Raw genomic sequence first — 24,987 nt, forward strand, 5'->3', positions numbered from 1 at the left:
TCTAACAAAAAAGTGGCCCGCTTAACACAGGGAGCAGCATTCCGTTACCTCTCTCATCTATCTGAAATCAACTATCAGGCAGCAAGAGATCTCGATAAAGAACTATTGAACCGACTTTCTTCGTGTCAGTTTATTTAACAAAAAGAAAACGTTCTGGTTACAGGTCCCACTGGTGTTGGAAAAAGCTTTATTGTATCAGCATTGGGGCATCAGGCTTGTGCAATGGGTTATAAAGTGGCTTACTACAATACCTCTAAACTTTTTACCCGACTGAATGTAAGCTCCCAATACAGTGCATATTGACATGCTTTAGCTTTGCTTATAAATTTGGCTGCATAAAAATATTATTATGGAGTTTCAAAAAATCAAACCACGCAGGACAGTCTGCTTTCGCAGCAAGCAGGTAATCATGGAGTTGCTGGAAAAATACGAATCCCTAAAAGGAAAAACCAGTCCGACCGAATTTTGTAAAGGCCATGGTGTGCCGGTAGGCACATTTTATACCTGGCTCAGGTATCGACGTGAGGGTAAATATAAAGCCGAAGGGAGATTTATCGCCATATCAGTTGAACCTGTGGTAGCTGAAGCCTCAAGACCAATTCCAATTTTTGCGAGCATCAGTTCAGGTGAACTGACCGTGCAGCTCCATGAGTTTGTGAGCCCAGATTATATTCTCTCCCTGTTCAATAAACGCCAGGGCTCATGATACCGACCGCCAAAAATTATTTTGTGTATCCTGACTGTATCGATGGCCGGAAAAGTTTTAACGGGCTCACAGGAATTATTCGCGGGGAACTTCAGCGTGATCCTGCCGGGGGTGATGTGTTTATTTTTGTCAGCCGCTCCCGGCAAAGCATCAAACTGTTATTTTGGGAACATGGCGGCTTTGTGATCTACTATAAAAGAATGGATAATGGTAGTTTTGATGTTCCACCACTTCGTGCCGATGGACAAGGTCGGCATATCAGTGAAATCCAATTGTTGCAAGTGCTGCGCGGGATCGAATTCCAGAAAGAAAAACAACGTAAAAGAACAAGGCAAACTACCTTGGTTTTAGAACAATAACCGACAGGAAATATCTGCCGGAAATTTGTATAAAAAACTGCGTCTGTATATTTTTGGGCTACCAAAAAGGCCTTTATGCAGTCATCAGAGACGATTGATTACAAAGAGTTGTATGAACAGTCCCAAAAGGAAAACCTCCTTTTACGGGAAGAGTTCAAACAATTACGCGCAGTTAATGAGCTGCTGGTGCATCGATTGGAACAATTGCTTAAGCAGAGCTTTGGCAGTAAAAGTGAACGGTATCTGGGAACAGAACAAACTCCCGGGCAACTCCGGTTAGGGCTAATCGAAGAGGTCGCTATCGAAGTTACCGTACCAGCACCCGTTTCTCTTGAAAAAGCAAAACAGGTACCGGCCGTAACAGAAAAGAAGAAGCACTTTGTAATTCCCGAGAATATTGTGGATGAAATCCAGGAGATTCATCCTGATGTGATCCCTGAAGGTAGCAAATGCACCGGCAGCGAAGTATCTTATCGGTTGAAATGTAGTCCTGCACGCCTAACGGCCAAAAAGATCATCCGTTATAAATACCTGTTGCCTACACCTGTAGGTGATCCGGGGTTGACCAGCAAGATCATTATTGCGCCGCTACCTGATGAGGTGATCAAAAATTGTATGGCCGATGCCTCCTTTCTAGCTACTTTGATCATTGAAAAATATTGTGATCATTTGCCGGTATACCGGCAAATGATCCATTTTGACCGTTCCGGCATCAAGCTGGCGCATTCTACCTTACTGGACTGGATCGCAAAAACCTGCACATTGCTGCATCCGCTTTATGAAAAACTCAAACAGGAAGTGCTGGATTGCAATTACCTGATGATGGATGAAACCACCATTAAAGTGATGGATAAGAGTAAAACGGGAACCACTCACCGTGGGGATGTCTAGGCAGCGCAGGCTCCGCTAGCCAATCTGGTATTTTTTGAATGTCAGCCTGGGCGTAATCAGGAAGTGCCACAGGCACTGCTATGCGATTTCAACGGATACCTTCAATCGGACGGATATGCCTTTGTGCGACCTGCAAAGGTCATTGTATAATTGTTCAAGGTCAGGAATGACCAAAGAACCCGTTATACTGTTAATGGTAGCCTACTTCGGCATGCAGGATGAGTAATTAACCTGTGTGGAGCCCGAAGGACAATATACCGAAAACGAATGTTGACCTGCAGAATCGTGAGGCAAAGCAGGTACCGGAAAGTTCAATTCCGGATAGGGTTAGGCTTACTGATAGGATGAAATTAATTGAATTGATGTTAAACACCGTTAATCCGAATAAGCGAAAAGAACTGGAACGCTTAAACCAAACAGGTACCGTGTGGGATATTTCCTTACAGACTGGAAATACACAGCCAACCAACACACCCGGTGAAAAGTCAGCATCTACGTCAGTATGTTACACAACGGCAACAGGGTAAGACCGATTATCCGCAATAATTTGCAAAGCAGTCCGTGAGGAATGTCGATGGATGAGCGGTTAAAGGAAGAAGTAAAAAGCAAATGGTGGTTTGTAATGAACCATATAGAGGATGCAATGATTGCCTTACAGTGAAAGCTGGCAGACTTACTTCTGGTTATTTCGGTGAGGACCAGCGAAGAACTTTCACTAAATCAATAAGCAAATGACTGTTAACAATAAAATGTATACGGCTGCGATTGGTGCCGATAATAATTGGAATTCCATAGATTGGAAATCCAGTATATTATTGGTGAGGAAGCTTCAAATGCGAATCGCCAGGTGGGCAAAACAGGGGAACCATCGAAAAGTGAAAGCGCTTCAATGGCTACTTTCTCACAGCTTTGCGGCCAAATGTCTGGCTGTAAAGAAAATTACACAAAACAAAGGTCATCGCACAGCAGGAATAGATGGTGTCATATTATCTTCTCCCGAAGATAAATGGAAAATGGTTCATAGTCTTAAAAGAAGAGGATACAAATCCCTTCCCCTACGAAGAGTCTATATTATGAAATCTAATGGAAAGAAGCGCAGGCCGCTCGGCTTGCCATCCATGAAAGACCGCGCTATGCAAGCACTGCATACGATGGCATTATTGCCGGTATCAGAAATGAGTGCCGATTGGAATAGTTATGGATTCCGGCCTGAAAGAGGAACAGCAGATGCGATTGAACAACTGTTTATAGGACTGGGAACAAGCAGGTCTTCACAATGGATTCTTGAAGGAGATATTAAAGCCTGCTTTGACCAGATTAGCCATGAGTGGATGCTCAGACATATTCCTATGGACAAAAAAGTGCTTTTGCAATGGCTGAAAGCTGGTTATGTAGAATCTGGTAAATTATTCCCGACAAATCAGGGTACTCCACAAGGAGGATTGGCTTCGCCAACGCTCGCTAATATGGTTCTGGACGGAATAGAAGATATCATAGGTCAGAAGTTTGGCTCTTTCAAATATGATGGAGACTATGAAAGACAACGGAAAAACCCAGTATTATTTGTTCGATATGCCGATGACTTTGTTGTGATAGGGAGAACAAAAGAAGTACTTGAACAGGAAATCAAATCAATGATCCAATCCTTTCTAAAAGAGCGTGGTCTTGAACTTTCTGAAACGAAAACTAAGATCTCACATATTTATGATGGCTTTGACTTTCTTGGCCAGAACATCAGGAAGTACCAGATACTCAACGGCAAAGATAAACTGCTAATAAAGCCTTCCAAAAAGAATATCCAGACCTTTCTAACAAGCATACGAAGGATAGTTAAATCAGCTAGAAGTATGAGCCAGACGGAACTCATCCGTTTACTAAATCCCAAAATAAGAGGTTGGGCATATTATCACCGCTCTATTGTCGCCTCCAAAATCTACAGCTCTGTAGACAAGGCCATATGGGAAGCTATATGGCGCTGGTCATTAAGGAGACATCCTTCCAAAGGCAGGCGATGGGTGCACGCAAGATACTTCCATCGTATCGGTTTGCGTCAGCACTGCTTCCAGTCCATTATTAAAGAAAATGGGAAAACTGTGAAGGACACCCTATTTCATGCTGTTGATGTGGCAATAGTTCGACATATCAAGATAAAACAGCAGGCTATTCCATTTGACATGTTTTATGACCGATACTTTCAAGAACGTACTTCACAGAAATGGAAAGGAAATAAAAGCGGAAAACTAAAGGTAATGGCGTTATGGAAACGGCAGGTCGGTTGCTGTCCAATATGTTTGGAAAAGATTACCAAAGAGAGTAATTGGATTGTCCATTGGCACAAAAGCAAACTGGAAGGCGGATCGGATGCTCTTGATAATCTGTGTCTGGTGCATCCAAAATGCTGTCGTCGTGGTAGTGAGAGAAATCTTGTGTTTGCTTACCGGCCGGGCTAATAAAGTCCGGCTTTGAAATGACTTGAGCCGTGTGCCGGGAAACTGGCATGCACGGTTCTTAGGGGAGTCGGCCCGGGTGATCGGGCCCTCTTACCCGACTACGAAACGCTCGCTGCAAAAAAGGATATCACTTTGCTCTGCTGCATGGCACACGCAAGACGCTACTTTCTGGAGGCAGAAAAGAACGATCCAAAAAGGGCAGCCTACGCGATGGATATCTTTACCCGGCTTTATGACATCGAGCGCGAAATCAAAGATAAAAGCACCTGTGAACGTAAGGAAGTTAGGCAGGAACTGGCCAAACCCATCTGGGCTTGCTTTGGCCAGTGGCTGGAAGAAAATGCCGGGCACTTAAATGAGAAAAGTGCGATCCATAAAGCATTCGCATACACTATGAAAAGATATAAGCGATTAGCGGTATACATGGATAATGGGCTGCTAAACATCGATAACATCCCAATTGAGTCAAGTATCAGACCGATTGCCCTGGGCAGAAAAAACTACATGTTCAGTGGATCGCATGATGGCGCACAAAGAAGCGCAATGTTATATTTCTTTCATGGGAACCTGCAAATTACACGGTATAAATCCAATGATCTGGATGGAAGATGTGCTGAGAAAAATCAATAAACACCCGGCAGCAGAAATCCAGGATCTTTTACCCCACAGATGGAAAGAGCTGCAAGAAGTTGCACCTGTGCTGTAGTGTCAGCTTACGTATAAAATCTTAACTAATTAACGTTTTTAGTATTCGCGCAATAGCTTCGCACAAATCCGTTACAAATATGTAACAGAACAAATTTAAAAGATCCAAAAGAAGTGATTAAATTAATAATTATCAGCTCATCACCCCCAACCATAGTTTGAGATATATCGCTAAAAAATATCGGGACTCAAAGATAATGTTCAGTTATCCTCTGTTGACCAAAATTGTCATGTTCGATCTCAGAATAAACAATTACTGTAATTAGTTAAACTTTGGAAGTCTAAAGGCGGGCGATTATTGTGGCTGCATGAAAAATATAAATTTGCTTTTTTGAATGAACTTATGTAATTTAGAGGAAATATTACGTAATAAGCCATGTTGATTGAATTTAGAGTAGGGAATTACCGATCAATCGGTGAAGAACAGGTTGTCAGCTTGGTGCCTGCACTGAAGCAAAGGGACTACCCGGACAACGTATTCCAGAAGGCGGGTTATGATGCCTTAAATGTTATTGCTTTTTATGGGTCGAATGGCAGCGGAAAAAGCAATTTACTCATGGCGATGGTGCTGCTGGAAGAGTTGATTGCGCTATCGTCCAGATTTTCTTCAGTCCAAAAACTTCCCTGGGAACCTTTTCTTTTACGTGAGGGATGGACGGAGAAACCGACCTTTTTTGAAATTACTTTTATTCTGAATAATAACCGGTACCGGTATGGCGTCGAATTTAAAACAACTGTACAAAAAGAGTGGCTTTACCGAAAGTCGGTTGGCCGGGAGGTGCCTGTGTTCCTGCGAGAGGATGATGTTATAGACACTTCGTCGGCCTTTAAAGCGCATGCCAAAGTTATTGATGCAGCGATAGAGTCCACGAAGCAGAACAGCCTGTTTTTATCTATTTGCGATATGCTGAATATCGAAGAAGCTACGGAAATATTTAAATGGTTCAGCAGCGTCGGCATCGTCAACGATAAAAACAAGACCGAGTTGGAAACCGGGATCATCAGCATGTGGGATGACGCCGAATTGCGCTCACGGATACTGGATTATATGGTGCGGATGAAAACGGGTATAGAAGAGATAAGTATGAAGGTTTACGACCAGGATGACACTGATACCACAATCTTGCTTAGAGAAAGTAAAAAGCAGTCGGTGGTCAATCCGCAAGGCCGCTCAGAAAGGCGGGTACCGATGGCCTCACACTTTATTTACGATAAGAAAGGAAAAAAAACCACCAATACGCTTAGCTGGCCGGTCGAGGAATTTGAGTCGAGCGGAACAAAAAAGGCTTTGCAGATCAGCGGCGCGATACTGAGCACACTGATGCAGGGCAATGTGCTGATCATCGACGAAATCGAAGCTAACATGCATCCGATCATGACGCTGGATACCATCAATCTTTTTCTGAATAAGGACATTAATAAGTATGGCGCGCAACTGATATTCACCACGCACGACACTAATTTGCTTTCCTATGCTAAGCTGCGAAGGGACCAGATCTATTTTGCCGAAAAAAATGGCTGGGAATCCACCGAGATCTACTCCCTTTCTGATTTCAAATATTTAAATGACCTCGACGGCAGTACGTCGAAAGAACGTCCGGATACCGACAAGGAGAAGCGTTACATTGAGGGGCGTTACGGTGCCGTTCCGATGTTAGGCAAATTTACCATTTAAGCTTCGGAACAATGGCAAAAAAAGGTAGTTTACGAGCCAATTCGGTAGAAAAAACCGCTATCCAGCGGCCGGAGCGACCCAAGAAGTACAAATATCTGTTCCTGATCGTTTGTGAAGATTCGGTCACCGAACCGGCATATTTCCGGCAGTTCCAGCAACAGATACCGGAAGATAGCATTTACCTGCGTGAAATTGGTACGGGCCGCGATCCGCTGGGTGTGGTGACGCGCGCGATTGCCGAGCGCAAAGAACTGGAAGAAGAGGCTAAAAAAGAAGTGGATGTGGTTTGGGCGGTTTTTGATAAAGATGATGCTGATCTGAACAAAACCCGAATGGCCAACTGGAATAAAGCCTTGGCGAACGCGAGGGCAAATAAAATCGAAATCGCGTTAAGCAACGAAGTGTTCGAATTATGGCTTTTGCTTCACCTGTGCGATGTCAACCCGGCTATATCATTAACAAGGGCCGAAGTCTATCAACAGTTGGGCGAAGAAATTAACAAACATGATCCGTACCAGGCTTATGTTTATGACCATGCAACTGACGGTGGCGCGGTTATTCCGGTTATTGCTGCGGCTGGAGACCAAGAACAGGCTTTAAACAGGGCATTCGCCTTGCTAAAACATCATGACAATACACCGACTATTAAGGCTAATCCTTCAACACGAGTTTGCCTGCTGGTGAAATCATTGCTGGGACTGATCGCTTATTATTCCTGGAAAGAAGACTGATGGGCCAACTCAAAAACAAACAGCATTACGTGTTGCGCAAGTATCTGCGTTCCTGGGCTGAGGGCGAACTGATCTTAACTCTGTCTCTACTTAAATATAGCATCTCCAGTTTAGTTTTGATATACATCTATTCACAGGAAATTGCATTTTTGGTTCGATCTCGTACTAGGATAATCAGTAGCCAAGCCATAATAAAATCGATCTATCAATCTTAATTAAATTACTTTTGGTAAGTACAGTTGATTACCTAATAATGAGTTCTATTTTATTATAGCTTGGGTTGGGGAAACTTCACTTGTCTTCGATCAAAGAGGTGATCCTTAAATTAAATATCTGCGCCGCATATAGATACGTATACCCCCGCAACATCTTTTGGATTGCCATAATTATCTTCTGACTTTATCCTAAGTTGATTAACAAAATTTGAGAATGTATAAAGTGTTGCTGGCTCGCTACTTGACAGAGAAGGGAAGTACCATGGAGATGAAAATTCCTGTTCAAATTCAATTGTGTAATCGCCAATTCCGTTTCTAATAACATCAGACACATTTCCTATGCTATTTATAATTGAGCCATCCGTTCCTCTAAAGATAACCCCGGTAGTTATTTTATTGTTGTCTTTTAGTACAATTCCTTTAATTACAGGTATCTCAATAATATCTTCATATGCGCTCCCTTCATCGGAAAATATATATTTGGCTCCTGTGCTATTTATAGTTACATATTTCCTTGTACTATCAGATACATAAGTATTAAAACCCCTGAATCCACAATCCCTGACATTTATTTTAACTGGTGAATTTGATTGTCCTCCTAGTTGCGCGATAATATTGTTAATTACAAATCTATTTGTATCCAAATCTAACCTATTAAAAGTAGACCCATATACGTTAAGAATTGAAAGGCCAGCTCCATTTCCTGCATAATAAATTATATCCGCTAGTCCTCCATTTCCTTCAAAATATACGCCATGTATATTTGCAGATACAGTTCCGTCGATCCCATCGGTGCCTGTATCTATGACCATTCCGCCCTGCCTAACATCTGTTGGATACCAGCCATTTCCTTCAATGTCGCCACCAAAAATATTTAAAATAACACCACCAGTTACATACAAAGCAAGAGTTCTATTTGAACTAAAAGAACAAGAATAAAAATTAATATCGTTAGGTGGTAAAATTGCTCCTTGCATAATTACTCCATAGTTATTCTGATTGAATATACAAGAATAGAATGCTGCACCCAGAAAATTATTAGTTGATAAACCTTGTTCGAAAAATTCTATTTTCACATTATGCATTTCCATAAAAGCGGAATATTCAATTTTGATACCGGTCCCTTTGTATAAGTTGTTGTTTATCAATTTGAAATTTGATACTGAGTAATTCTGTACGACAGCTCCATCGTATTGAGAATAAAATCGAAATGCATTGCCTATTCCATTATAAATGATTTCTGTGCTACCAAGTCCGGAACCATTTATAGAAATCCTTCTTATAGCTGATTCGTCACCTACAAGTTGATTAAACTCTATTCCAGTTTCAAGGATGTATATTCCTTCAGGAATGTACATCGTGCCTCCATAAGGGGAATTAGAAAGGAATCCACTGACTGCACTGAATGCAGAATAGTTGTCGAAGGAATTATCTCCCTTTGCCCCAAACCATTTAACATTGATTTCTCCAGAATGTATCCGCTTCCATCTACCGACTGATACATTTGAAACCTGGAAGATAGTCCCATTATTATCTGCTTCTGTTGAAGCATCATCCCAATAAAAATTGCCGCCTCCTCCGTCGCCGGTTGTATAATACCCCAAAACTGTCATGAAGTTGTTTTCCGTTGTACCTGTAGTACTTTTTAAATCGTTAATAATACGAATGGCCATAGTTTTTTATGATTAATAAAAATAATAACCCAATGTACTTTTAATTAAAAAAATTATTAATTATTATTACTTACATATGACTGCGAGATAAAAGGTGTTATTATATTCCATACGTTCGTACTAAGTAATTGTATCAGGAATAATTTCAATAAGCCCTATAAAGCATTCTAAGTTTATAAAGTATTTCTACTCATAGGTGACACCTGCGAAATGGTGGATCTGAAAGATACAGTGAATGGATTGATCATACCTTACCCATCAGATGCATTGCCACCTTAGAATGGATAAATGAGCATCATTATGAATTTCATACCATGGATTCACCAGAAACTATTGAAGAAATCATAAAAGCAAAAGTTGAGCAGGCTTTATAACGCAAGAATCATGACAGGTTTTTGCAGACCCTCGTGGAAAAGATTAGATGAAAATAATGAATTGATTAATGACGTAGAAATTGGCGATTATAAACTTCCATGGAATGTCCAGGAAGGACTCACTGGAATGAGAAAGGGAATTCCTAAATCTCAATTTTGGGCTTATGATGAGGGGGGGGGGGTGATCAGATTGGTTGCGTCTATACCGCCCAGGGATTTGAATTTGACGATGCTGGTATAATTTTCGGGAAAGACTTAAAATATAATCCTGATACTGCAGAGTGGGAAGGTTTTCCTGAGCGTAGTTTTGATGGACAGGTTAAAGGAAGTAAGGATTTTATGAAATTGGCGAAAAACACTTACCGGGTGTTACTTGGAAGAGGTATGAAAGCTTGTTATGTCCATTTTATGGATAAAGATACAGAAAGATATTTTAGGAGTAGGATCAGAAAATAGTAACATATACAGAAATAAAAAGTACCCCGGTTAGAACCCAGGATTTTGTCAAGGCGATGAGACTCGTATAGATCTCTAGGTCCTGAATAACCAATATGGGTATAAATTTTCTATTCAGAAAATAATACTTATTAAATTTGCCCGATCAAATCAACTTGCGCACCGAACGTACACTGCAGAAAAATCACCAGAACCATTTATGACGGGCAGTATCTCAGAGCTTACAGCAGGCAACATAGTAAAAGGGGCAAGCAAATAAAAAACTACGACAAAGCACAGTATAACTTGTATTTAGTAGTCTTACCCATTACCTACGAATTATGGAAAATAGGTGTACTGGGCAAGGCCGGTGCGTATAAAGTCATGCTCATGGCCGCAATTGCCTTCAATCGTAAAAAATACTTGAAAAGGCAGGAAGAAAGCATTTCTGTGCCTTCTTTAAACCCATCATAGGCGCCTTATGGCGGCACTTATCTGCATTTTCCGCTAATCCAGTTAATCAGCACCAGTTGTCTTAATGGCTAAATAAAAGATCTGATGAATCAACGTTTCAAAGATCATCCCCCTTCTGCAACAGCCACGAGGAAATAATGAGAATATAAACCCTATCTAGTTCTATAGATTAGGAAAGCAACAAGCTACAACACTAAGGTTGCTCAAATCTGCTTGCCAACTTAAAATAAGGCAACACCATTGCAAAAGCTGCAAGAGCTGGAACTGCTTGACCAATTGCCAATATATAAGCAATTGTACTTCCAGCCAGCACTAGTCCCGCACCAATGCCACAGAAGCAAAGAAAGAGTACCAGTGTATAGCCTGCAATATACCTTCCACTGCGAGCAAGCCGAAGCCCGTATAAACCTCCGATGGCTAAAAATAAATTATAGCAGCCCTGATTAATGAAAAGCCTTTTTAGTGTAATTGCATGGATTGGATAACTTAAGTCTACCTAGTTATCAAGCACCCTAACAATATTTTATAGATTTCTGGGCGCATCCAAAAAGCGCTTCAAGTATAAAAAACATTAGGTGAACAATAATCACTATCAAGACAAAGGTCCGGGCTGGGGTTGAAAGTTTGAGATTTTGTTCCATATACAATTGCTAAGGTTAACAGATCCGAAATGTAATAATTAATTGGTAACTGCTCACTCGTCCTCAATGATTATTAGGAATGGCTTACTTTCAGATAATCGTCTTGAGAGGAGATTAGACTTCATCTGCTAATTCAGTACACATCCTTCCAAATATTGGTCATAACCCAGACTTATTCTATCCTTACTTGTTATCATTATACGAGGATATTATGAAGATAGCTGATTTTAAAACAATTAATAAACATTCACCTGTTCTGTTCTTAAGACTTACTAAATTGTTTCGGCTTCATTCCAATATTCGCTTCAAAGACTTTGGAAAAATGACTTAGATTGGTAAAGCCGAGCTTATAACCTACATCTGCAACAGATAGCTTTTGCTGTTTCAACAAAAGGGAAGCTTCTTTAATCCTTAAGTCCTGATAATAATTGAAACTGCTTTTGCCGAAAATTTGTTTAAATAACCGTTTAAACTTGGTTGGGCTCATACCGGAAGATACTGCCAGTTCTTTAATAATTGGTGGAGTGTCAAGATGCGCCAGCATCTGATTTTTAACTTTGTATATGGCAGCTATATCATGACTATTTAAAGCATATAGCTGTTTCGCATCCCGCTTTTCTAGTTCCATTAATAATCTGCAAACAAGTTCTTCAGCCTTTACCCGTAGAAAAAAAAGTTTAAAGATGTCTTCAACCGCTTCAGAAACAATTTCATCTACAACTTTTTGCAAAGATGGATAAATCATTTGTTCGAAAAATAAAGGTTGTGTATTCTGAAGCAGACCTTGTAAAACTGGCGATTCCTTTGAAAGATCAAAGAATCCATTTAAATAGTCTGCATCGACTTCAATATTTATGGTAGCGGTATTGGTATGTATCGGAATAACGACCTCGGTACCAAGGCCAGTCGTTGCAATTAAAACTGTAGGCATTGCTCTAGCGTCGTTCTCTGCCAGTAAGACTTCGGCGCTGGGGAAAATGTTCTTAAACTTGAAAAGTATTGTTTTTGCACTGACATTGATATCAGGATTCTTAATAACCAGCTCTTCATTGAGTTCATAATTAAGGATAAGCATTCGGATATGCTCGTTAAAAACGAATCCGGTGCAATAACCATTGCCAAATTTTTCAGGTATTTCTAATCTCCAGTTTTTTATTTCCGTACCTAGTGAATGAGCGAAAATTTTCAAGACATTCGGTTCCGTATCGCGTTTTATTTTCCCCATAAAAGTCTCATACAGCTATTTTTCAGTCTCATGCAATTATTTTATCTGTAAGATAGTCAGCAATTTTGAGTTCTGAATAAAAATCGAACTATGTTACTTGAAAATAAAAAAGTTGCCATTATTGGCGGTGGTCCTGGAGGCTTAACCTTAGCAAGGCTCTTGCAGCTTAAGGGTGTAAACGTAAGAGTATATGAACGGGATATTAACGAATATGCCAGGGTGCAAGGTTCACCACTCGATATGCACGAAGAATCGGGATGGGCAGCTCTACGTAGCGCAAATTTAGTAGATGAGTATAAAAAAAATGTCATTCAAGGTGCAGATAAAAAGGTTATCGTTAATGCGCGCGCAGAAGTCTTTTTCAGCGACCATGAAAACAAATCAAATGAAAAACTGGGCGGTGAGCCTCCTCGTCCTGAAATAAGCCGTGGTGCATTAAGAAAAGTATTGCTAAGCTCCTTGCAACAGGAAACAGTTGTCTGGGATAGTCAATTTATTTCGATGGAAAAGCAAAATGAGGGATGGCTAATGCATTTTAAAAATGGTTCATCTGTTTACGCTGACCTTGTAATTGGGGCAGATGGTGCTAATTCAAAGATCCGTCCATACATTACAGAGATCAAGGCTTTTTATTCCGGCGTTACCATGGTTGAAATAAATATCGCTAGTGCAGAAAAAGCAACACCTCACATTTATAAACTGATGAATGGTGGTAAAATAATGGCTTTTGGAAATGGAAGAAATATACTTGGAGGTCAGAAAGGCAATGGCGACCTTGGTTTTTATGCAAGCTTTAAACCGGATGAAAACTGGGCGACAGATAGTGGTTTGGATTTTTCTGATAGGGCGCAATTATTGACCTGGTTCAAAAAAGAATATGCCGACTGGAGCAATATCTGGTATGAACTTTTTGATAATGCGATAATGCCTGCTGTTCCGCGTCGGATTTATTGTATGCCCTTAGATCAAACCTGGGAACCGCTGACCAATTTAACGCTGCTTGGCGATGCGGCACACGTCATGCCACCCTTTGCAGGCGAAGGTGCAAACACTTCTATGTTTGATGCATTAGAATTAAGCGAATGTTTATCGTCTGATCAATATCCAACATTACGGGAAGCCATTGCTGATTATGAAAATAGTATGCGACAAAGAGCAGCAAAGGCAGCCAAACAATCGCTTGACAATGCTAATTTGATGCATTCTGATGGTGCGTTAGATAAGATGTTGATAAGGTTTAGCAGAGATTAACAGCAAGAACAAAATACTGATGTGTAAGAAGTCAGCAACAGAATATTACCTTTCAGTACAAGCTCTTGATTAACGTCTCATCATATATAATCGACATCTAACGCTAAAAATGCAGTCAAAAAAACAACTATGGATTATCATAGGGATTGTAGCGCTAAATTCCATTGGAATGTCAATAGTGTTACCCCTTTTACCCTTTATCGTTGGAAAATATCTCCCTTCCGGGCAAGTAGTTATAGGCATGAGTGCCCTAATATCGGTTTTTGCTGCTTGTACTTTTTTTGCAGCTCCTGCCTTGGGTGCCTTAAGTGACAGGTACGGCCGGAGAAAAATCTTACTCCTTAGCTTGGCCGGCTCTGTAATCGGTTATGTTTTGTTTGGAATTGGAGGCGCACTTTGGATACTATTCCTTGGACGCATCATCGATGGACTTACAGCCGGAAATATAAGTACACTCTTTGCTTATGTATCAGATTGCACACCACCTAAAGATCGGGCTAAATGGTTTGGCTACATCGGTTCGGCGATGGGGATAGGGAAGTTAGGAGGGCCGGCACTGGGTGGATTGCTGGGCGGCATCGATATCTCCCTACCTTTTTATGTGACTGCCGCATTAATCTTCATTTCCGGAGTAGCGGTATATTTTCTGTTACCCGAATCTTTAGCTCCTGAAAACAGGACTAAACAGATAACACTTAGGAGTTTTAATGCCTTTTCACATTTCAAAGATATGTTCGGATTGAAAGCAATCAAATTGCTGCTGATATTAGGCATATTGTTTTATGCAGGCTTGGGCATATTCCATTTTAATTTCATCATTTTCCTAAAAGATATTTTTAAATGGGGACCAGCATTTATTGGCGTTATGCTAACACTTGTTGGTATCTGCGATATTACAGTACGTGCCTTTATATTGCCTTGGTTATTGAAAAGTTTTAACCAAAGACATATCGGAATAGCCGGCTTAATTGGTCTCGGAACTGGCTTAGGACTTGTTGCGGTAAGTACATTGATGCCATCGGTAACTATTATTGGATTAGCAATTGTATTTATCATCTGCGGCGAAGGCTTATTCGAACCTACCTATAATGGAATTTTATCACAGTCTGTTGACGAAACCCAACAGGGGAAGTTACAAGGCGTAAACCAAAGTTTGCAGTCGGCGAACAATGTACTTATCCCAATGGGTGCCGCTGCCATCTATTTAAGCAGCCCTGGTACTTTGTATTTGATAGCTGCATGTATCATACTGGCAGCGATAATTACATTTTCAAACTACCTACCTAAAGGAGAATTAGCTCAACCTCATTAAGCCCTTCATCTGGATTATAATCAACAAACACCAAAAACGCTTATCATCTTTCACTCAGGCTAATATTTTCCGAAATTAGTGAAAAATACCTACTGGGTCTTATTTGGAAGAGGTATGAAAGCTTGTTATGTCCATTTCATGGATAAGGATAAAGAAAGATATTTTAGGAGTAGGATTAGAAAAGCATAACAGCTTCTTGTAACTGTGCTGTTCAAAATTTTAGTCTGAGAAGTTTTTTCGAAAACTTTCATTAGTTTTAAGATGCTTTATAACACTCTCATATGTCAGCAACAACGAGTAAGCCATCCACTGGACGTAAAATTTTTCGAATTCTATTAATTGCCTCGGTAATAGCCATAATAGTTTATAAAAGTTGTACAGGAGATGGGAAAATCTTTCCTAATAAAAATTATAGTAAAAATTCATCTGGTGAAGAAATACTATTGCCAGTGAACTTTCCAACAGACAATGAAGCATATGCTGCTAGTCATTTTTACATATCGCAGAGCTTAACTAATCCTCAATCTGCCGATTATCCTATAATGGGTGGTTATAGCATACGAGCTGTAGTACAAGATACGTCATGGAGGATATCAGGATATGTTGACAGTCAAAATAGCTTAGGTAACCCTGTTAGAAAAAAATATTACATTCGAATACATTATTTAGGTGGCGAAACAAATGAAATGAAAAATTGGAATGTGTTGGATTACCGATTTTTAAATTAGTTAAAAAAGAGAATTTGGCTGAGAAGTTGTGCGCTAGTTGTAACTAGTCATAAACCCCTGCTAATTCAACAAATCACAACTCCGTCCTGATCTCAACAGGTGTTAATTGTGTTTGTTTCTTGAAAAAACTTGAAAAATGAGATAACTGTTCAAAACCGAGGCTATAAGCAATCTCCGAAATGTTCCAATCCGTTTGTTTCAACAAAATTTTAGCTTCCTGAATAAGCCGGTTAGTGATATGTTCAGTTGTTGTTTTTCCCGTATTCTCTTTCAACACCTTGTTCAGGTGGTTACTGTGCACAGAAAGCTGATCGGCATAATCTTTCGCTGTTCTGAGACTGACTTTTTGTTCTGGCGAAGCAATCGGGAACTGTCTTTCGAGCAATTCAAGGAACAGGGAAGAAATCCTGGCTGAGGCATTATGGGTATAATTATAGGTGGTTAATGGTTCTAGCTTTTGTCCATTATGGATCATCTCCATGAGGAAATTTCTGATCATATCATACTTATACAAATAAGTTGAAGCCATTTCTTCCTGCATTTTCTTGTAAATCAACACCATGTTATCTGCCTGTGATTCGGAGATCTGAAATACCGGGCATGCTCCGGGGCGGAATAAAGGGAGATCATCCAACACTACACCACCGCTTTTCGAAGGCAAAAGAAAATCACCGGTAAATACGCAGAAATATCCTTTCTGATCCTCATTTTGAGGTACCCAGCGGTAAGGGATCTTGGGTGTGGCGAACAACAACGCGTACTTCTCTACTTCAATAACCTTATCTGCATACTCCACCAAGCTTTTCCCCCTGATCAGGCTGATCTTATAATATTCCCGCTGATTGTACACCATAGTTTGCGGATCTGCTTTGAACCGGGTAACCAGATCAGCTACGCTGAACACATTAAAATGGCCTATTTCCTTTTTTATTCCCGGAGGTAAAAGGTTATCTACATTTTCCTGGGTTGCCTCGGCGGTGTCTTTATAGAAGTCATCAATGGTTAGTTTTTTCATGGGTTGATTGAATTAAATAATTCCTTAGCTGTTGATTACCTATCAAATATACGTTTTCACCTTGTTTAAATATAAGTCATATTTGAATCTGATAAATAATGGATTGAATTGAGTAAATCACCTATCTGAAGCCGGCCTACCTTTGAGGTATCATTAAAAAAAGAAAAAGATGGAACTTAAAAATAACACTATACTCATCACCGGCGGAACAAGTGGCTTCGGATTAATATTCGCTAAAAGACTGCTGGAACTAAAAAACAACGTCATTGTAACGGGCAGGGATGCTGTGAAATTAGCGTCAGCTAAAAAAAACTTACCAGGTTTACATACTTTCCAAAGTGATGTAAGCAATCCGGAAGAGATATCCGCACTATATGAAAAAGTAATCAGGCAATTTCCTGATCTCAATATATTAATTAATAATGCCGGTCAAATGCGCGCGATCAGCCTTCATGACACATCGATAGGCCTAACCGATATTACCCGCGAGGTAGAAACCAACCTGATGGGCCCTATCCGCATGGTACAGGCATTTCTTCCGCACTTAAAACAGATGAAATCGGCTGCCATAGTAAATGTAACATCAGGTCTTTCTATGGTTCCGTTTCCGATAGCACCAATTTATGGCGCTACAAAATCCGGCTTGCGGTCTTACACCAAATCGCTGCGCGTGCAACTTAAAAATACAAAAGTAGAAGTATTTGAATTAGTTGCCCCGGCTGCAAACACACCTTTAAACGATCAATTTGAGGGTATGGACGGATTTGACATCAAATTAATGGATCCTTTAGAGATTGTCGATATGACAATAAAGGCTATGGAAAAGGGTAAGTATGAAGTATATCCCGGCCTTTCCCGCATTTTGTTAATCATGAGCAGGCTTGCACCTGGTTTTTTATTAAAGCAATTGAGTAAAGCTGGTGCAAAACAAATGGTGGGTAATTGAAATCAGTAATGCCAATGGTGATAAGGCAATCTTACATAATCATTAGAAAATTATAACTTTCCCGATGATTTGATGTTTATGAATTATGATCCGCAACATTGCTACTTCGTTTTTACTATTTTGTGCGCTGAGTACTGCTGCGCAGGATAGGGTAATTCCAGATTCATTAAAAGTTCCTAATGGAACCAGTTTAATAACCCATGTTTATGCTAAAGGCGTACAGCAATATGTTTGTTCCCAGGATTCAAAGGATACCACCCGCTATTCCTGGGTATTTATAGCACCGAAAGCAGATTTGTACAGCGATACCGACTATCATAAACTCGTTGGCAAACACTACCTGAATGCGGGGAAAAAACCAACATGGAAAATGAAGGATGGATCTACAATTAGTGGCTTAAAGCTGAAATCTGTGAAAGCTTCAGATAGCCTGTCTGTTCCGTGGTTGTTGTTGAAAGGGATAACGCCTGAAGGAACAGGGCAAGCTAAGGAGGTCACCTATATACAGCGTATCAATACCCGTGGTGGAAATTCGCCTTTAATAACCGGCACTCCGCCACGTAACGGCCAGTTGTTGGAAGTTCCCTATACCGCAGAATACCTTTTTTATAAATAAAATAGAAGGAGATGAACAGCGGCGTTTTTCAGTTCTCCTTTTTCATATTTCTATGATAGTTGCAGGTTTACGCTGGTTTCTTGTTGTTCTAAACCTGTTAGTATGATGCTTGATTTCCATAACTCAGCCTGGAAAGTTTGATTATGGGAATCGGCCGACGAGTCTGTGACCTGCCCTCGTTTGTAATATATCCCGCTTAATAGTTGTAATTCTTGCGAACAGGCCAATTTTGCCAACCTTTTGCCGGATGTTGCTGCACTAAATATATCCTTCTTTCCAAGAAGCAGGCTTAACTGTGTCAACAGACCGGCAACTAAACGCATGGGAGATGGGAGGGTTCTCAGGAATCCCGTACCGGGTACCTTTCCCGGATCAAAAGCATTTACCCTGATCTTTTTTTCGGTTAACTTCTGGTGCAGGGTATAGGCCGTTAAAATGTTGCAAAGTTTTGAGGTCGAGTAGCGCCGTTGTGCCACAACCATTTCACTGTCATTTGATATTTCCGGAAAAGCCAGATTTCTGCCACTTGTATATTCTGGTGGCGCAATGCCGGTATGATTTGCTGGATCGTGCACTCCGCTGGAAGTAAATGTGATACTCCCGTTTTCTTCGATAAAAGGCAGCAACAATAAAGTCAAATAGAATCCGCCGAGGTGGTTTGTGCCGAAGGTAGTTTCAAAGCCGTCCATTGTGTAAGAGGTTTTACCCATAAATAGCCCCCCGGCATTGTTGATCAAAGCTGATATAACAGGTTGGGGCAACATGGCAAAATCAGTAGTAAACTTTTTTATTGATTTCAGCGAAGCTAAGTCCAGCACCCAGCAAACTAAATTTTGATGACCGGTTTTGCGCTGTATTTGTTTTACAGCCTCTTCTCCGATCTGTATATTTCTGCAGGCCAGGATAATTTGCGTATCCGGTGCGGTATTTGCCAGTTGCAACGCACATTCAAAACCTATTCCGCTATTCGCGCCTGTGATGATAATTGATTTCATTTTAATTTTAAAATATTTATGATTTTTACACTACTTAATTTTTTGGCATAAAATTCCCCTGCATACAAGCAACCGGAAGTTGCCGCATAGGCATCAAACAAAATATTTGATGGTGAACTAGAACTGTGAGCTGACCTTTTTTAATTAAAAGACCTTTTGAAAGCCAGTGGCGACACCTTGGTTTTGAGTTTAAACAGCTTACTAAAAGATTGTGAGTGTTCAAATCCCATTACATAGGCTACTTCACTGACGGAAAGATTGGTAGTTGATAGTTTTTCTTTTGCTTTCTCAATGAGCTTATCATGAATATGCTGTTGTGCATTTTGCCCCGTCAGCGAGCGCAATAGATCACTCAGGTATTGTGGGGAAATATTTAGGTTCTCTGCTAAATAATGTACAGTCGGAATTCCCTTGCTTAAAGACTTTTCGTTGCTGAAATATTCATCCAGTAAAAGTTCAAATTGTTGTAACAAAGCATTGCTGGTGGCCTTGCGGGTAATGAACTGACGTTTATAAAAACGCTTGGCATAATTGAGCAACAGCTCAATCTGCGTAACAATGACTTCCTGGCTAAAATCATCTATTCTGCTGTTTAATTCTTCTTCAATGAGTTTAAACGTTGAAACGATCGTTGCCTTTTCCCGCTCGGAAAGGTGTAAAGCTTCATTTGTTGAATAGGAAAAGAATCCATATTGTTTGATCTTTCCAGACAAGGGATATCCAATAAAAAAGTCGGGGTGAACGAGTAACACATACTCCGAAATTCCATCTTTAGGCCCATCGTCTCTACTACCGATCAGTTGATTTGGTGCGGCAAATAACAATCCGCCTTCAGCAAAATCATAGTATCCCTGGCCGTATTTTAAAGATGCACTTAGTTTTGTCCGCAGGGATATTTTATAAAAATTAAGGAGATGGCTTCCCGAAGGCCGGACCACATGACCAGGCAGCCCGGTAGTGTTTACAAGACTGATCAGCGGATGGGCGGGCTTTGGTAAGCCAAAAGCCTGGTGAGCAGCTGATATAGAATCGAATTTGAGCGGGCTGTTATCTTTCTTTTTCATAGCGGAACCTTTTAAATTCAAATTGTATGATTCAATTGAATCATCATCTGTTACTAAATGTATTTAATCCGTCAACCTAATTAGGGTATTCAAATTGTTTTACACTACGTTTAACGTTACAAAAGTCAGTTTTAAAAACACCCGTTTTGTAGCCGATTTGAAGGACTTTGTAGCCAAACTAAGAAAAATGTAATTTTTTTGCACAGATAAATTTCACATTGTCTTTAAAAATACTGTCTTGTTAATATACTGATTCAAATGTCTGATAAACTTTTGAACTACAGTACAAAACAATGAGATTTTAAAATGACGCCTTTTGCGATACCCAACAAACTAAAACTGCTAAAAAAGAAAGGCTTATCGCCAAGTGGTTACTACCAAATTTAATTTAATACCGGCTTTATTAATAAACAGGCACCCCCGCCCGGAGCCAGTTTTACCGTTATGTTATCGGCACCGGTAACTGTTTTTACCTTAGTTTGGAGTACTTCCCTGTTGGTAAGATAATTTGCGTCCTTCCCGTCTTGTGTGATCTCGACTTCAAATTTACCCTTTGGCAAAAACGACAAGGGTATGTTTATAGTTCTGCCTGTTTCATTGGACGCTGCGCCTATCAGGTAGGCATTGTGACTTTGACGCATCATGACGATGTATTCGCCGATTTCCCCGGCCAGGGTTTTACTTTCTTTCCAGGGCATTTTTTCTGCTGAAATAAACCGTAGCAGCGCGGGGTATTGGAGATAAAATTCGGGTATATCAGGTAATACCGTTGCGCCGGAGAATACGATAAGGGTTCTTGCAGCCTCTGAAACCACTGTGGAAGGAACAGGTTGATTTTCATCTATTCGGGTAGTATTACCTTGTCTCAGATCAAACATGCCATTGCACATATCTATTGGGCCTGCTATCATATTTACAAATGCCGAAGTCACGAAAGTTGAAGGCATAAATACTTTGTGTCCATCCGACTGTGACTGGCAATATTCACGGGTCACTGCATTGGGCCATGTACGCATCTGGCCATAGGGGTGTACAGGGCCGTCATGAAAGTCTACTAACAGGTGATTTTTAGCACATAACCCGGTAACCTTTCTCGTCCAAACATTTTTCTCTTCGGGGCTACCATTCATAAAACCGTATTTTACGCCAGCGGCCCCCCAATCTCCGTAATGTTTTAGTGTTGCTTCTATCGGGTATTTTTTTCCGGCAACGTCATTTAAATAGAGCCAGATACCTACGTTTTTACTTTTTGCGTATTGAATCAGTTTTCTCACATCGCCCACTTTGTTGCCGTTGAGCGGGTCTGAATCTTTGTCATTCTCAGGCCCGTACCAGTCAGCGTCCAATATGAGGTAAAGAATACCTTGTTTTGAAGCAAAATCCACGGCACGTAACCAGGATGGGTAAGACATGGTATAGGTAAACCCATTTACAACGGCGCCATTCATACGCCAATCCCATACGGCAACGCCGGGTTTAACCCATGAAAAATCTATATTTTTTGCAGGTGCCGGGTTCAGCAATTCTATAAGATGTGAATCTATCAGCGCACCGGGTGAATTGCCAATAACAATTGTACGCCACGCCGAAACATAACCCGGGGTTAATGCCGCCGGCTTTGAAAGCACCGTAAAATTTAGCGTGCTTTTATCTGAATGTAATAAAAGCGGTTCTCCCTCACGAAGATCTGCCTCATGAACCGCAAGGTAGTTTGCATTATCAACTTTTATGGTCATCACCGGCATGCGGGTACCATTACAATCCGTCAATTTTTCCGGGCCGATGTTGCTGTTCTCTCCGTTGTAGTACCAGGCTGTATAGTCGCCTGCAAAATTAAAACCGGTCAGTTCCGAGGTCACTTTAACTTGATAACTTTCTGATTTTGGTATCAGATACCTGAACGCAACCCCATCATTATAAGCCCTTACTTCGATCACTAACTTTTTTATTGCCGAACCGGGAGATGATAAAGTAACTGTCATTTGGTTATACACTTCCGGAACGATAGCCCGCTTGCCCCAAACCGGTTTCCAAACTGTATTAATATCCTGCTTTGTGATATGATCTACCTTCCAATTAGTTGCAGAAGGTATGGTAGTACCATCTTCTATCTTGAAACCCATGGGAGATGGATTTATCAACTGTTTTTTATTTACTTGCAGTTGATACGTGAATATACCATCGGCCCTTTTTGTAAGGGTGATACAATTCTTCGTATTCGGGGATAGTAATACATAAGTGTGATGCTTAGCCTTTACAGAACCAAATAAAAATACCGCAGTAATAAATAATAGAGCATGTTTCATTTTTGACTTTGGTTTACCTGGTTAGGGGTTTTATCTGGGATGAGAGATTACTGTTATGCAGGCAAGTTATTCCAGCCTTGCCGCCCATCCGCCATTACGCACCATTTTGATGGTCATTTGGTCGCCAGCCTTAACGTGAACCACTTTTTTGCGGTAATCCATGGCCTGTTTGCCTGCGTTAATTCCATCTTCAAAATAGGTCATGGTGTACGTTTTGTTCTTTTCCAGGAAATCAAAATTAAGCGTCAACGTTCTCGTATTTTCTTTTCCATTGGTGATCCCACCGATAAACCATTTTTTTCCTTTTCTTTTGGCAACCACGGCCACCTCTCCGGCAATTGCCGAAAGGGCTTTTGTCTCGTCCCAGGTTGTAGGCACGCTGGTAATAAATTCCGTACAATCGGGATTACGGTAATATAGGGTAGGATTATCTGCCAGCATTTGTATGCCACTTTCAAAAACCACATACAAAGCCATCTGGCTAACACGGGTTCCAATGGCAGATGCATTTGGCCTGGCCGACTTGTTTACTTCAGGTTGCATATTGATCATGGCGCCGGGGGTAAAATCCATCGGGCCGACTGCATTACGCATAAAAGGCAAATAGATACTGTTGTCTGGATAACATCCGCCCATCTGCTCTAATCCCCTAACACCTTCATAGGAGATCAGGTTAGGGTACCTATATTCCAACCCTGCAGGTTTAAAAGCCCCATGGAAATCAACAAAAATGTGATGTTTCGCCGCTTCTTTGACTACATCCTCATAATAGTTTACCATCCACTGATCGCTTCTTTCCATGAAATCGATCTTTACTCCCTTTATGCCCCATTGTTCAAAAGTTTTAAATACATCCATGTTGTTGTGCACTGTTAACCAGCTTAACCACAGAATGATGTCTACATTTTTGGTTTTACCATAACGGATCAGTTCCTTCACATCCACTTTTGCATTTGGCGTATAGGGATCTTCTATGGTTTTTGCCCAGCCTTCATCCATCACAATATATTTTACGCCATACTTCGAAGCAAAGTCAATATAATACTTATAGGTGTCCAGGTTGTAGCCCGAAACAAAGTTTACATCAGGGCCGTATGGGGTAGCATCATTCCACCATTCCCAGCTGGCCTGGCCCGGTTTAATCCAGGAAGGATCTGCAATTTTGCTTTTTCCGGCAAGCTTAAGGGTCATGGTATTTTCAAGTATTTTCTTATCGTCATTCGTGATCACGAAATAGCGCCACGGGAAATTTCTCTTGCCGGTGGTTTTGGCAATGTAATCTGCCGACTTAAGGATCTTTAAACTTCTGTCCCCATCAGGTCCAAATTGTAGCGGTACTTTCGGGAAAGTAGCCTCTACACCATTGCTGCCGGTTCCCTTTAAAAACATGGCCGGATAATCAGAAAGATCTGACTCGCTGAATAATATTTTATATTGATTTTTCGTGTCAATCAGGGCGGGAAGGTCGGCTATTTTATCTTCAGGCTTCCATTGTTTAGAGTCAACGTGTTGATATAACTCCTCGTAAGCTGTTTTGAAACTATTGTTTTGCTGCAGATGCAACAGGTAATCTGACGGGAAATTAATAGCCAGGTTTTCATTCATCACTTCAATACTATCGTTTTTATTGGTGATAAAGCGATAGGAAATCCCATCATCAAAAGCCCGGAACTCAACGGAGAAATTCCCTTTAAAATTCAATAGCAGGGTGTTGTAAACACTTTTTACGGATGCATATTTTAACGAAACATAAGGGGTAATTACCTCTTCAGCTTTTGTGATTTTACTGTTTAAAAGTTTAGGTTTCTGGCCAAGCACTTCATTTTTTAATACCAGTGCCAGCTGGGCATTGGTAAATAACAAATTGCCTTTTGCACTTACAGCATAGCTTATATTATCCCCAATACTTACAGTTACGTTTAGGTCGCCATTTGGAGACTTCAATACCAATGGTATTTGCTGGGCAAATAATACCGCAGGGCATCCGGAAAGTAAGATCAGTACTACTAAAAGTTTTTTAATTAAATTCATTTTTTTATAGGTTAGTAATCATAACAGCCTCAGCTGGATAGTATTTTATTCCTTCGCTCAACAACCCGATCATGCAATTTAACTATACGTTTCAATAATCCAGAGCTTTGTTGCAAATTTTCAGATCTTTGCCCAGACGGCTAAACAGTTGCATTAGTTAGCATATAGT

The 24,987-nt window shown here is 40.6% G+C and carries 25 protein-coding genes and 2 pseudogenes; 19 read left to right on the top strand and 8 right to left on the bottom strand.

Annotation, left to right across the window (positions count from 1 at the left end; all coding sequences use genetic code 11):
• Window positions 1–150: 150 nt before the first annotated feature.
• From GSQ84_RS28400 to GSQ84_RS18345, 10 genes and pseudogenes are all read left to right on the top strand, one after another.
• A pseudogene (locus tag GSQ84_RS28400) lies at window positions 151–303 on the top strand (ATP-binding protein); the annotation flags it as partial.
• Between the two features lie 46 nt (window positions 304–349).
• Entirely contained in the window at window positions 350–706 is a 357-nt protein-coding gene (locus GSQ84_RS18300) for a hypothetical protein (protein WP_158798740.1), read from the top strand.
• Complete coding sequence (gene tnpB / locus GSQ84_RS18305; RefSeq protein WP_158798741.1) at window positions 703–1,065, top strand: IS66 family insertion sequence element accessory protein TnpB; 363 nt, start codon at window positions 703–705, stop codon at window positions 1,063–1,065. The genes GSQ84_RS18300 and tnpB overlap by 4 nt, the downstream gene beginning before the upstream one ends.
• Before the next feature lie 75 nt (window positions 1,066–1,140).
• A pseudogene (locus GSQ84_RS18310) lies at window positions 1,141–2,106 on the top strand (transposase).
• Between the two features lie 194 nt (window positions 2,107–2,300).
• Complete coding sequence (locus GSQ84_RS18320; protein WP_158798743.1) at window positions 2,301–2,483, top strand: hypothetical protein; 183 nt, start codon at window positions 2,301–2,303, stop codon at window positions 2,481–2,483.
• 204 nt (window positions 2,484–2,687) lie between these two features.
• Complete coding sequence (gene ltrA / locus GSQ84_RS18325) at window positions 2,688–4,406, top strand: group II intron reverse transcriptase/maturase (protein ID WP_216848971.1); 1,719 nt, start codon at window positions 2,688–2,690, stop codon at window positions 4,404–4,406.
• A gap of 42 nt (window positions 4,407–4,448) precedes the next feature.
• Entirely contained in the window at window positions 4,449–5,036 is a 588-nt protein-coding gene (locus tag GSQ84_RS18330) for a transposase (RefSeq protein ID WP_256377536.1), read from the top strand.
• Complete coding sequence (locus GSQ84_RS28405) at window positions 5,008–5,112, top strand: hypothetical protein (protein WP_371416397.1); 105 nt, start codon at window positions 5,008–5,010, stop codon at window positions 5,110–5,112. The genes GSQ84_RS18330 and GSQ84_RS28405 overlap by 29 nt, the downstream gene beginning before the upstream one ends.
• 375 nt (window positions 5,113–5,487) lie before the next feature.
• Entirely contained in the window at window positions 5,488–6,786 is a 1,299-nt protein-coding gene (locus GSQ84_RS18340) for an ATP/GTP-binding protein (protein WP_158798746.1), read from the top strand.
• An 11-nt stretch (window positions 6,787–6,797) separates the two neighbouring features.
• A complete protein-coding gene (locus GSQ84_RS18345; protein ID WP_158798747.1) occupies window positions 6,798–7,517 on the top strand; it encodes an RloB family protein in 720 nt (239 codons plus the stop codon).
• Between the two features lie 325 nt (window positions 7,518–7,842).
• On the opposite strand, the gene GSQ84_RS18350 is transcribed toward GSQ84_RS18345, so the two are convergent.
• The gene (locus GSQ84_RS18350) at window positions 7,843–9,405 is read right to left on the bottom strand and encodes a glycosyl hydrolase family 28-related protein (RefSeq protein WP_158798748.1); all 1,563 of its coding nucleotides are present in this window, start codon (window positions 9,403–9,405) and stop codon (window positions 7,843–7,845) included.
• A gap of 203 nt (window positions 9,406–9,608) precedes the next feature.
• Here GSQ84_RS18350 and GSQ84_RS28410 point away from each other — a divergent pair, with 203 nt between their 5' ends.
• From GSQ84_RS28410 to GSQ84_RS18370, 4 genes are all read left to right on the top strand, one after another.
• Window positions 9,609–9,779 (top strand): DNA/RNA helicase domain-containing protein, encoded by a 171-nt coding sequence (locus GSQ84_RS28410; RefSeq protein WP_158799353.1) that lies wholly within the window; start codon window positions 9,609–9,611, stop codon window positions 9,777–9,779.
• A gap of 10 nt (window positions 9,780–9,789) precedes the next feature.
• Window positions 9,790–10,020, top strand: a complete 231-nt coding sequence (locus GSQ84_RS18360) for a hypothetical protein (protein WP_158798749.1) — start codon at window positions 9,790–9,792, stop codon at window positions 10,018–10,020.
• Window positions 10,020–10,235: a DNA/RNA helicase domain-containing protein gene (locus tag GSQ84_RS28415; RefSeq protein WP_371416416.1), complete on the top strand. Its 216-nt coding sequence runs from the start codon at window positions 10,020–10,022 to the stop codon at window positions 10,233–10,235. The genes GSQ84_RS18360 and GSQ84_RS28415 overlap by 1 nt, the downstream gene beginning before the upstream one ends.
• A 285-nt stretch (window positions 10,236–10,520) precedes the next feature.
• Entirely contained in the window at window positions 10,521–10,688 is a 168-nt protein-coding gene (locus GSQ84_RS18370) for a hypothetical protein (protein ID WP_158798750.1), read from the top strand.
• Window positions 10,689–10,881: 193 nt separating this feature from the next.
• On the opposite strand, the gene GSQ84_RS28420 is transcribed toward GSQ84_RS18370, so the two are convergent.
• Window positions 10,882–11,166: a DUF1304 family protein gene (locus tag GSQ84_RS28420; protein ID WP_158799355.1), complete on the bottom strand. Its 285-nt coding sequence runs from the start codon at window positions 11,164–11,166 to the stop codon at window positions 10,882–10,884.
• Window positions 11,167–11,591: 425 nt separating this feature from the next.
• Complete coding sequence (locus tag GSQ84_RS18380) at window positions 11,592–12,554, bottom strand: AraC family transcriptional regulator (protein ID WP_158798751.1); 963 nt, start codon at window positions 12,552–12,554, stop codon at window positions 11,592–11,594.
• Window positions 12,555–12,644: 90 nt separating this feature from the next.
• Here GSQ84_RS18380 and GSQ84_RS18385 point away from each other — a divergent pair, with 90 nt between their 5' ends.
• The 3 genes from GSQ84_RS18385 (at window position 12,645) to GSQ84_RS18395 (ending at window position 15,845) form a co-directional block, all read left to right on the top strand.
• Complete coding sequence (locus GSQ84_RS18385; RefSeq protein ID WP_158798752.1) at window positions 12,645–13,805, top strand: NAD(P)/FAD-dependent oxidoreductase; 1,161 nt, start codon at window positions 12,645–12,647, stop codon at window positions 13,803–13,805.
• Between the two features lie 109 nt (window positions 13,806–13,914).
• A complete protein-coding gene (locus GSQ84_RS18390; protein ID WP_158798753.1) occupies window positions 13,915–15,117 on the top strand; it encodes an MFS transporter in 1,203 nt (400 codons plus the stop codon).
• A 281-nt stretch (window positions 15,118–15,398) separates the two neighbouring features.
• Window positions 15,399–15,845, top strand: coding sequence for a hypothetical protein (locus GSQ84_RS18395; RefSeq protein ID WP_158798754.1), 447 nt, complete (start codon window positions 15,399–15,401; stop codon window positions 15,843–15,845).
• Window positions 15,846–15,918: 73 nt separating this feature from the next.
• On the opposite strand, the gene GSQ84_RS18400 is transcribed toward GSQ84_RS18395, so the two are convergent.
• Window positions 15,919–16,860 (bottom strand): AraC family transcriptional regulator, encoded by a 942-nt coding sequence (locus GSQ84_RS18400; RefSeq protein ID WP_158798755.1) that lies wholly within the window; start codon window positions 16,858–16,860, stop codon window positions 15,919–15,921.
• A 169-nt stretch (window positions 16,861–17,029) separates the two neighbouring features.
• Here GSQ84_RS18400 and GSQ84_RS18405 point away from each other — a divergent pair, with 169 nt between their 5' ends.
• Window positions 17,030–17,806, top strand: coding sequence for an SDR family oxidoreductase (locus tag GSQ84_RS18405; protein ID WP_158798756.1), 777 nt, complete (start codon window positions 17,030–17,032; stop codon window positions 17,804–17,806).
• An 85-nt stretch (window positions 17,807–17,891) separates the two neighbouring features.
• On the top strand, window positions 17,892–18,422 hold the full coding sequence (locus GSQ84_RS18410) for a DUF3455 domain-containing protein (protein WP_158798757.1): 531 nt from the start codon (window positions 17,892–17,894) through the stop codon (window positions 18,420–18,422).
• 50 nt (window positions 18,423–18,472) lie between these two features.
• Here GSQ84_RS18410 and GSQ84_RS18415 read toward each other — a convergent pair whose 3' ends face one another.
• The 4 genes from GSQ84_RS18415 to GSQ84_RS18430 all read right to left on the bottom strand — a co-directional run bounded on the left by GSQ84_RS18415 (window position 18,473) and on the right by GSQ84_RS18430 (window position 24,818).
• Window positions 18,473–19,417 carry an SDR family NAD(P)-dependent oxidoreductase gene (locus GSQ84_RS18415; RefSeq protein WP_158798758.1) on the bottom strand — a complete coding sequence of 315 codons (945 nt, stop codon included), beginning with the start codon at window positions 19,415–19,417 and terminating at the stop codon, window positions 18,473–18,475.
• Window positions 19,418–19,557: 140 nt separating this feature from the next.
• Window positions 19,558–20,481, bottom strand: a complete 924-nt coding sequence (locus tag GSQ84_RS18420) for an AraC family transcriptional regulator (RefSeq protein WP_158798759.1) — start codon at window positions 20,479–20,481, stop codon at window positions 19,558–19,560.
• Window positions 20,482–20,864: 383 nt separating this feature from the next.
• On the bottom strand, window positions 20,865–22,787 hold the full coding sequence (locus GSQ84_RS18425) for a glycoside hydrolase family 97 protein (RefSeq protein WP_158798760.1): 1,923 nt from the start codon (window positions 22,785–22,787) through the stop codon (window positions 20,865–20,867).
• A gap of 66 nt (window positions 22,788–22,853) precedes the next feature.
• Entirely contained in the window at window positions 22,854–24,818 is a 1,965-nt protein-coding gene (locus tag GSQ84_RS18430) for a glycoside hydrolase family 97 protein (RefSeq protein ID WP_216848972.1), read from the bottom strand.
• Window positions 24,819–24,987: the final 169 nt, after the last annotated feature.

Source organism: Pedobacter sp. L105 (assembly GCF_009765875.1).
In the GTDB taxonomy this organism is placed as follows: Bacteria; Bacteroidota; Bacteroidia; order Sphingobacteriales; family Sphingobacteriaceae; genus Pedobacter.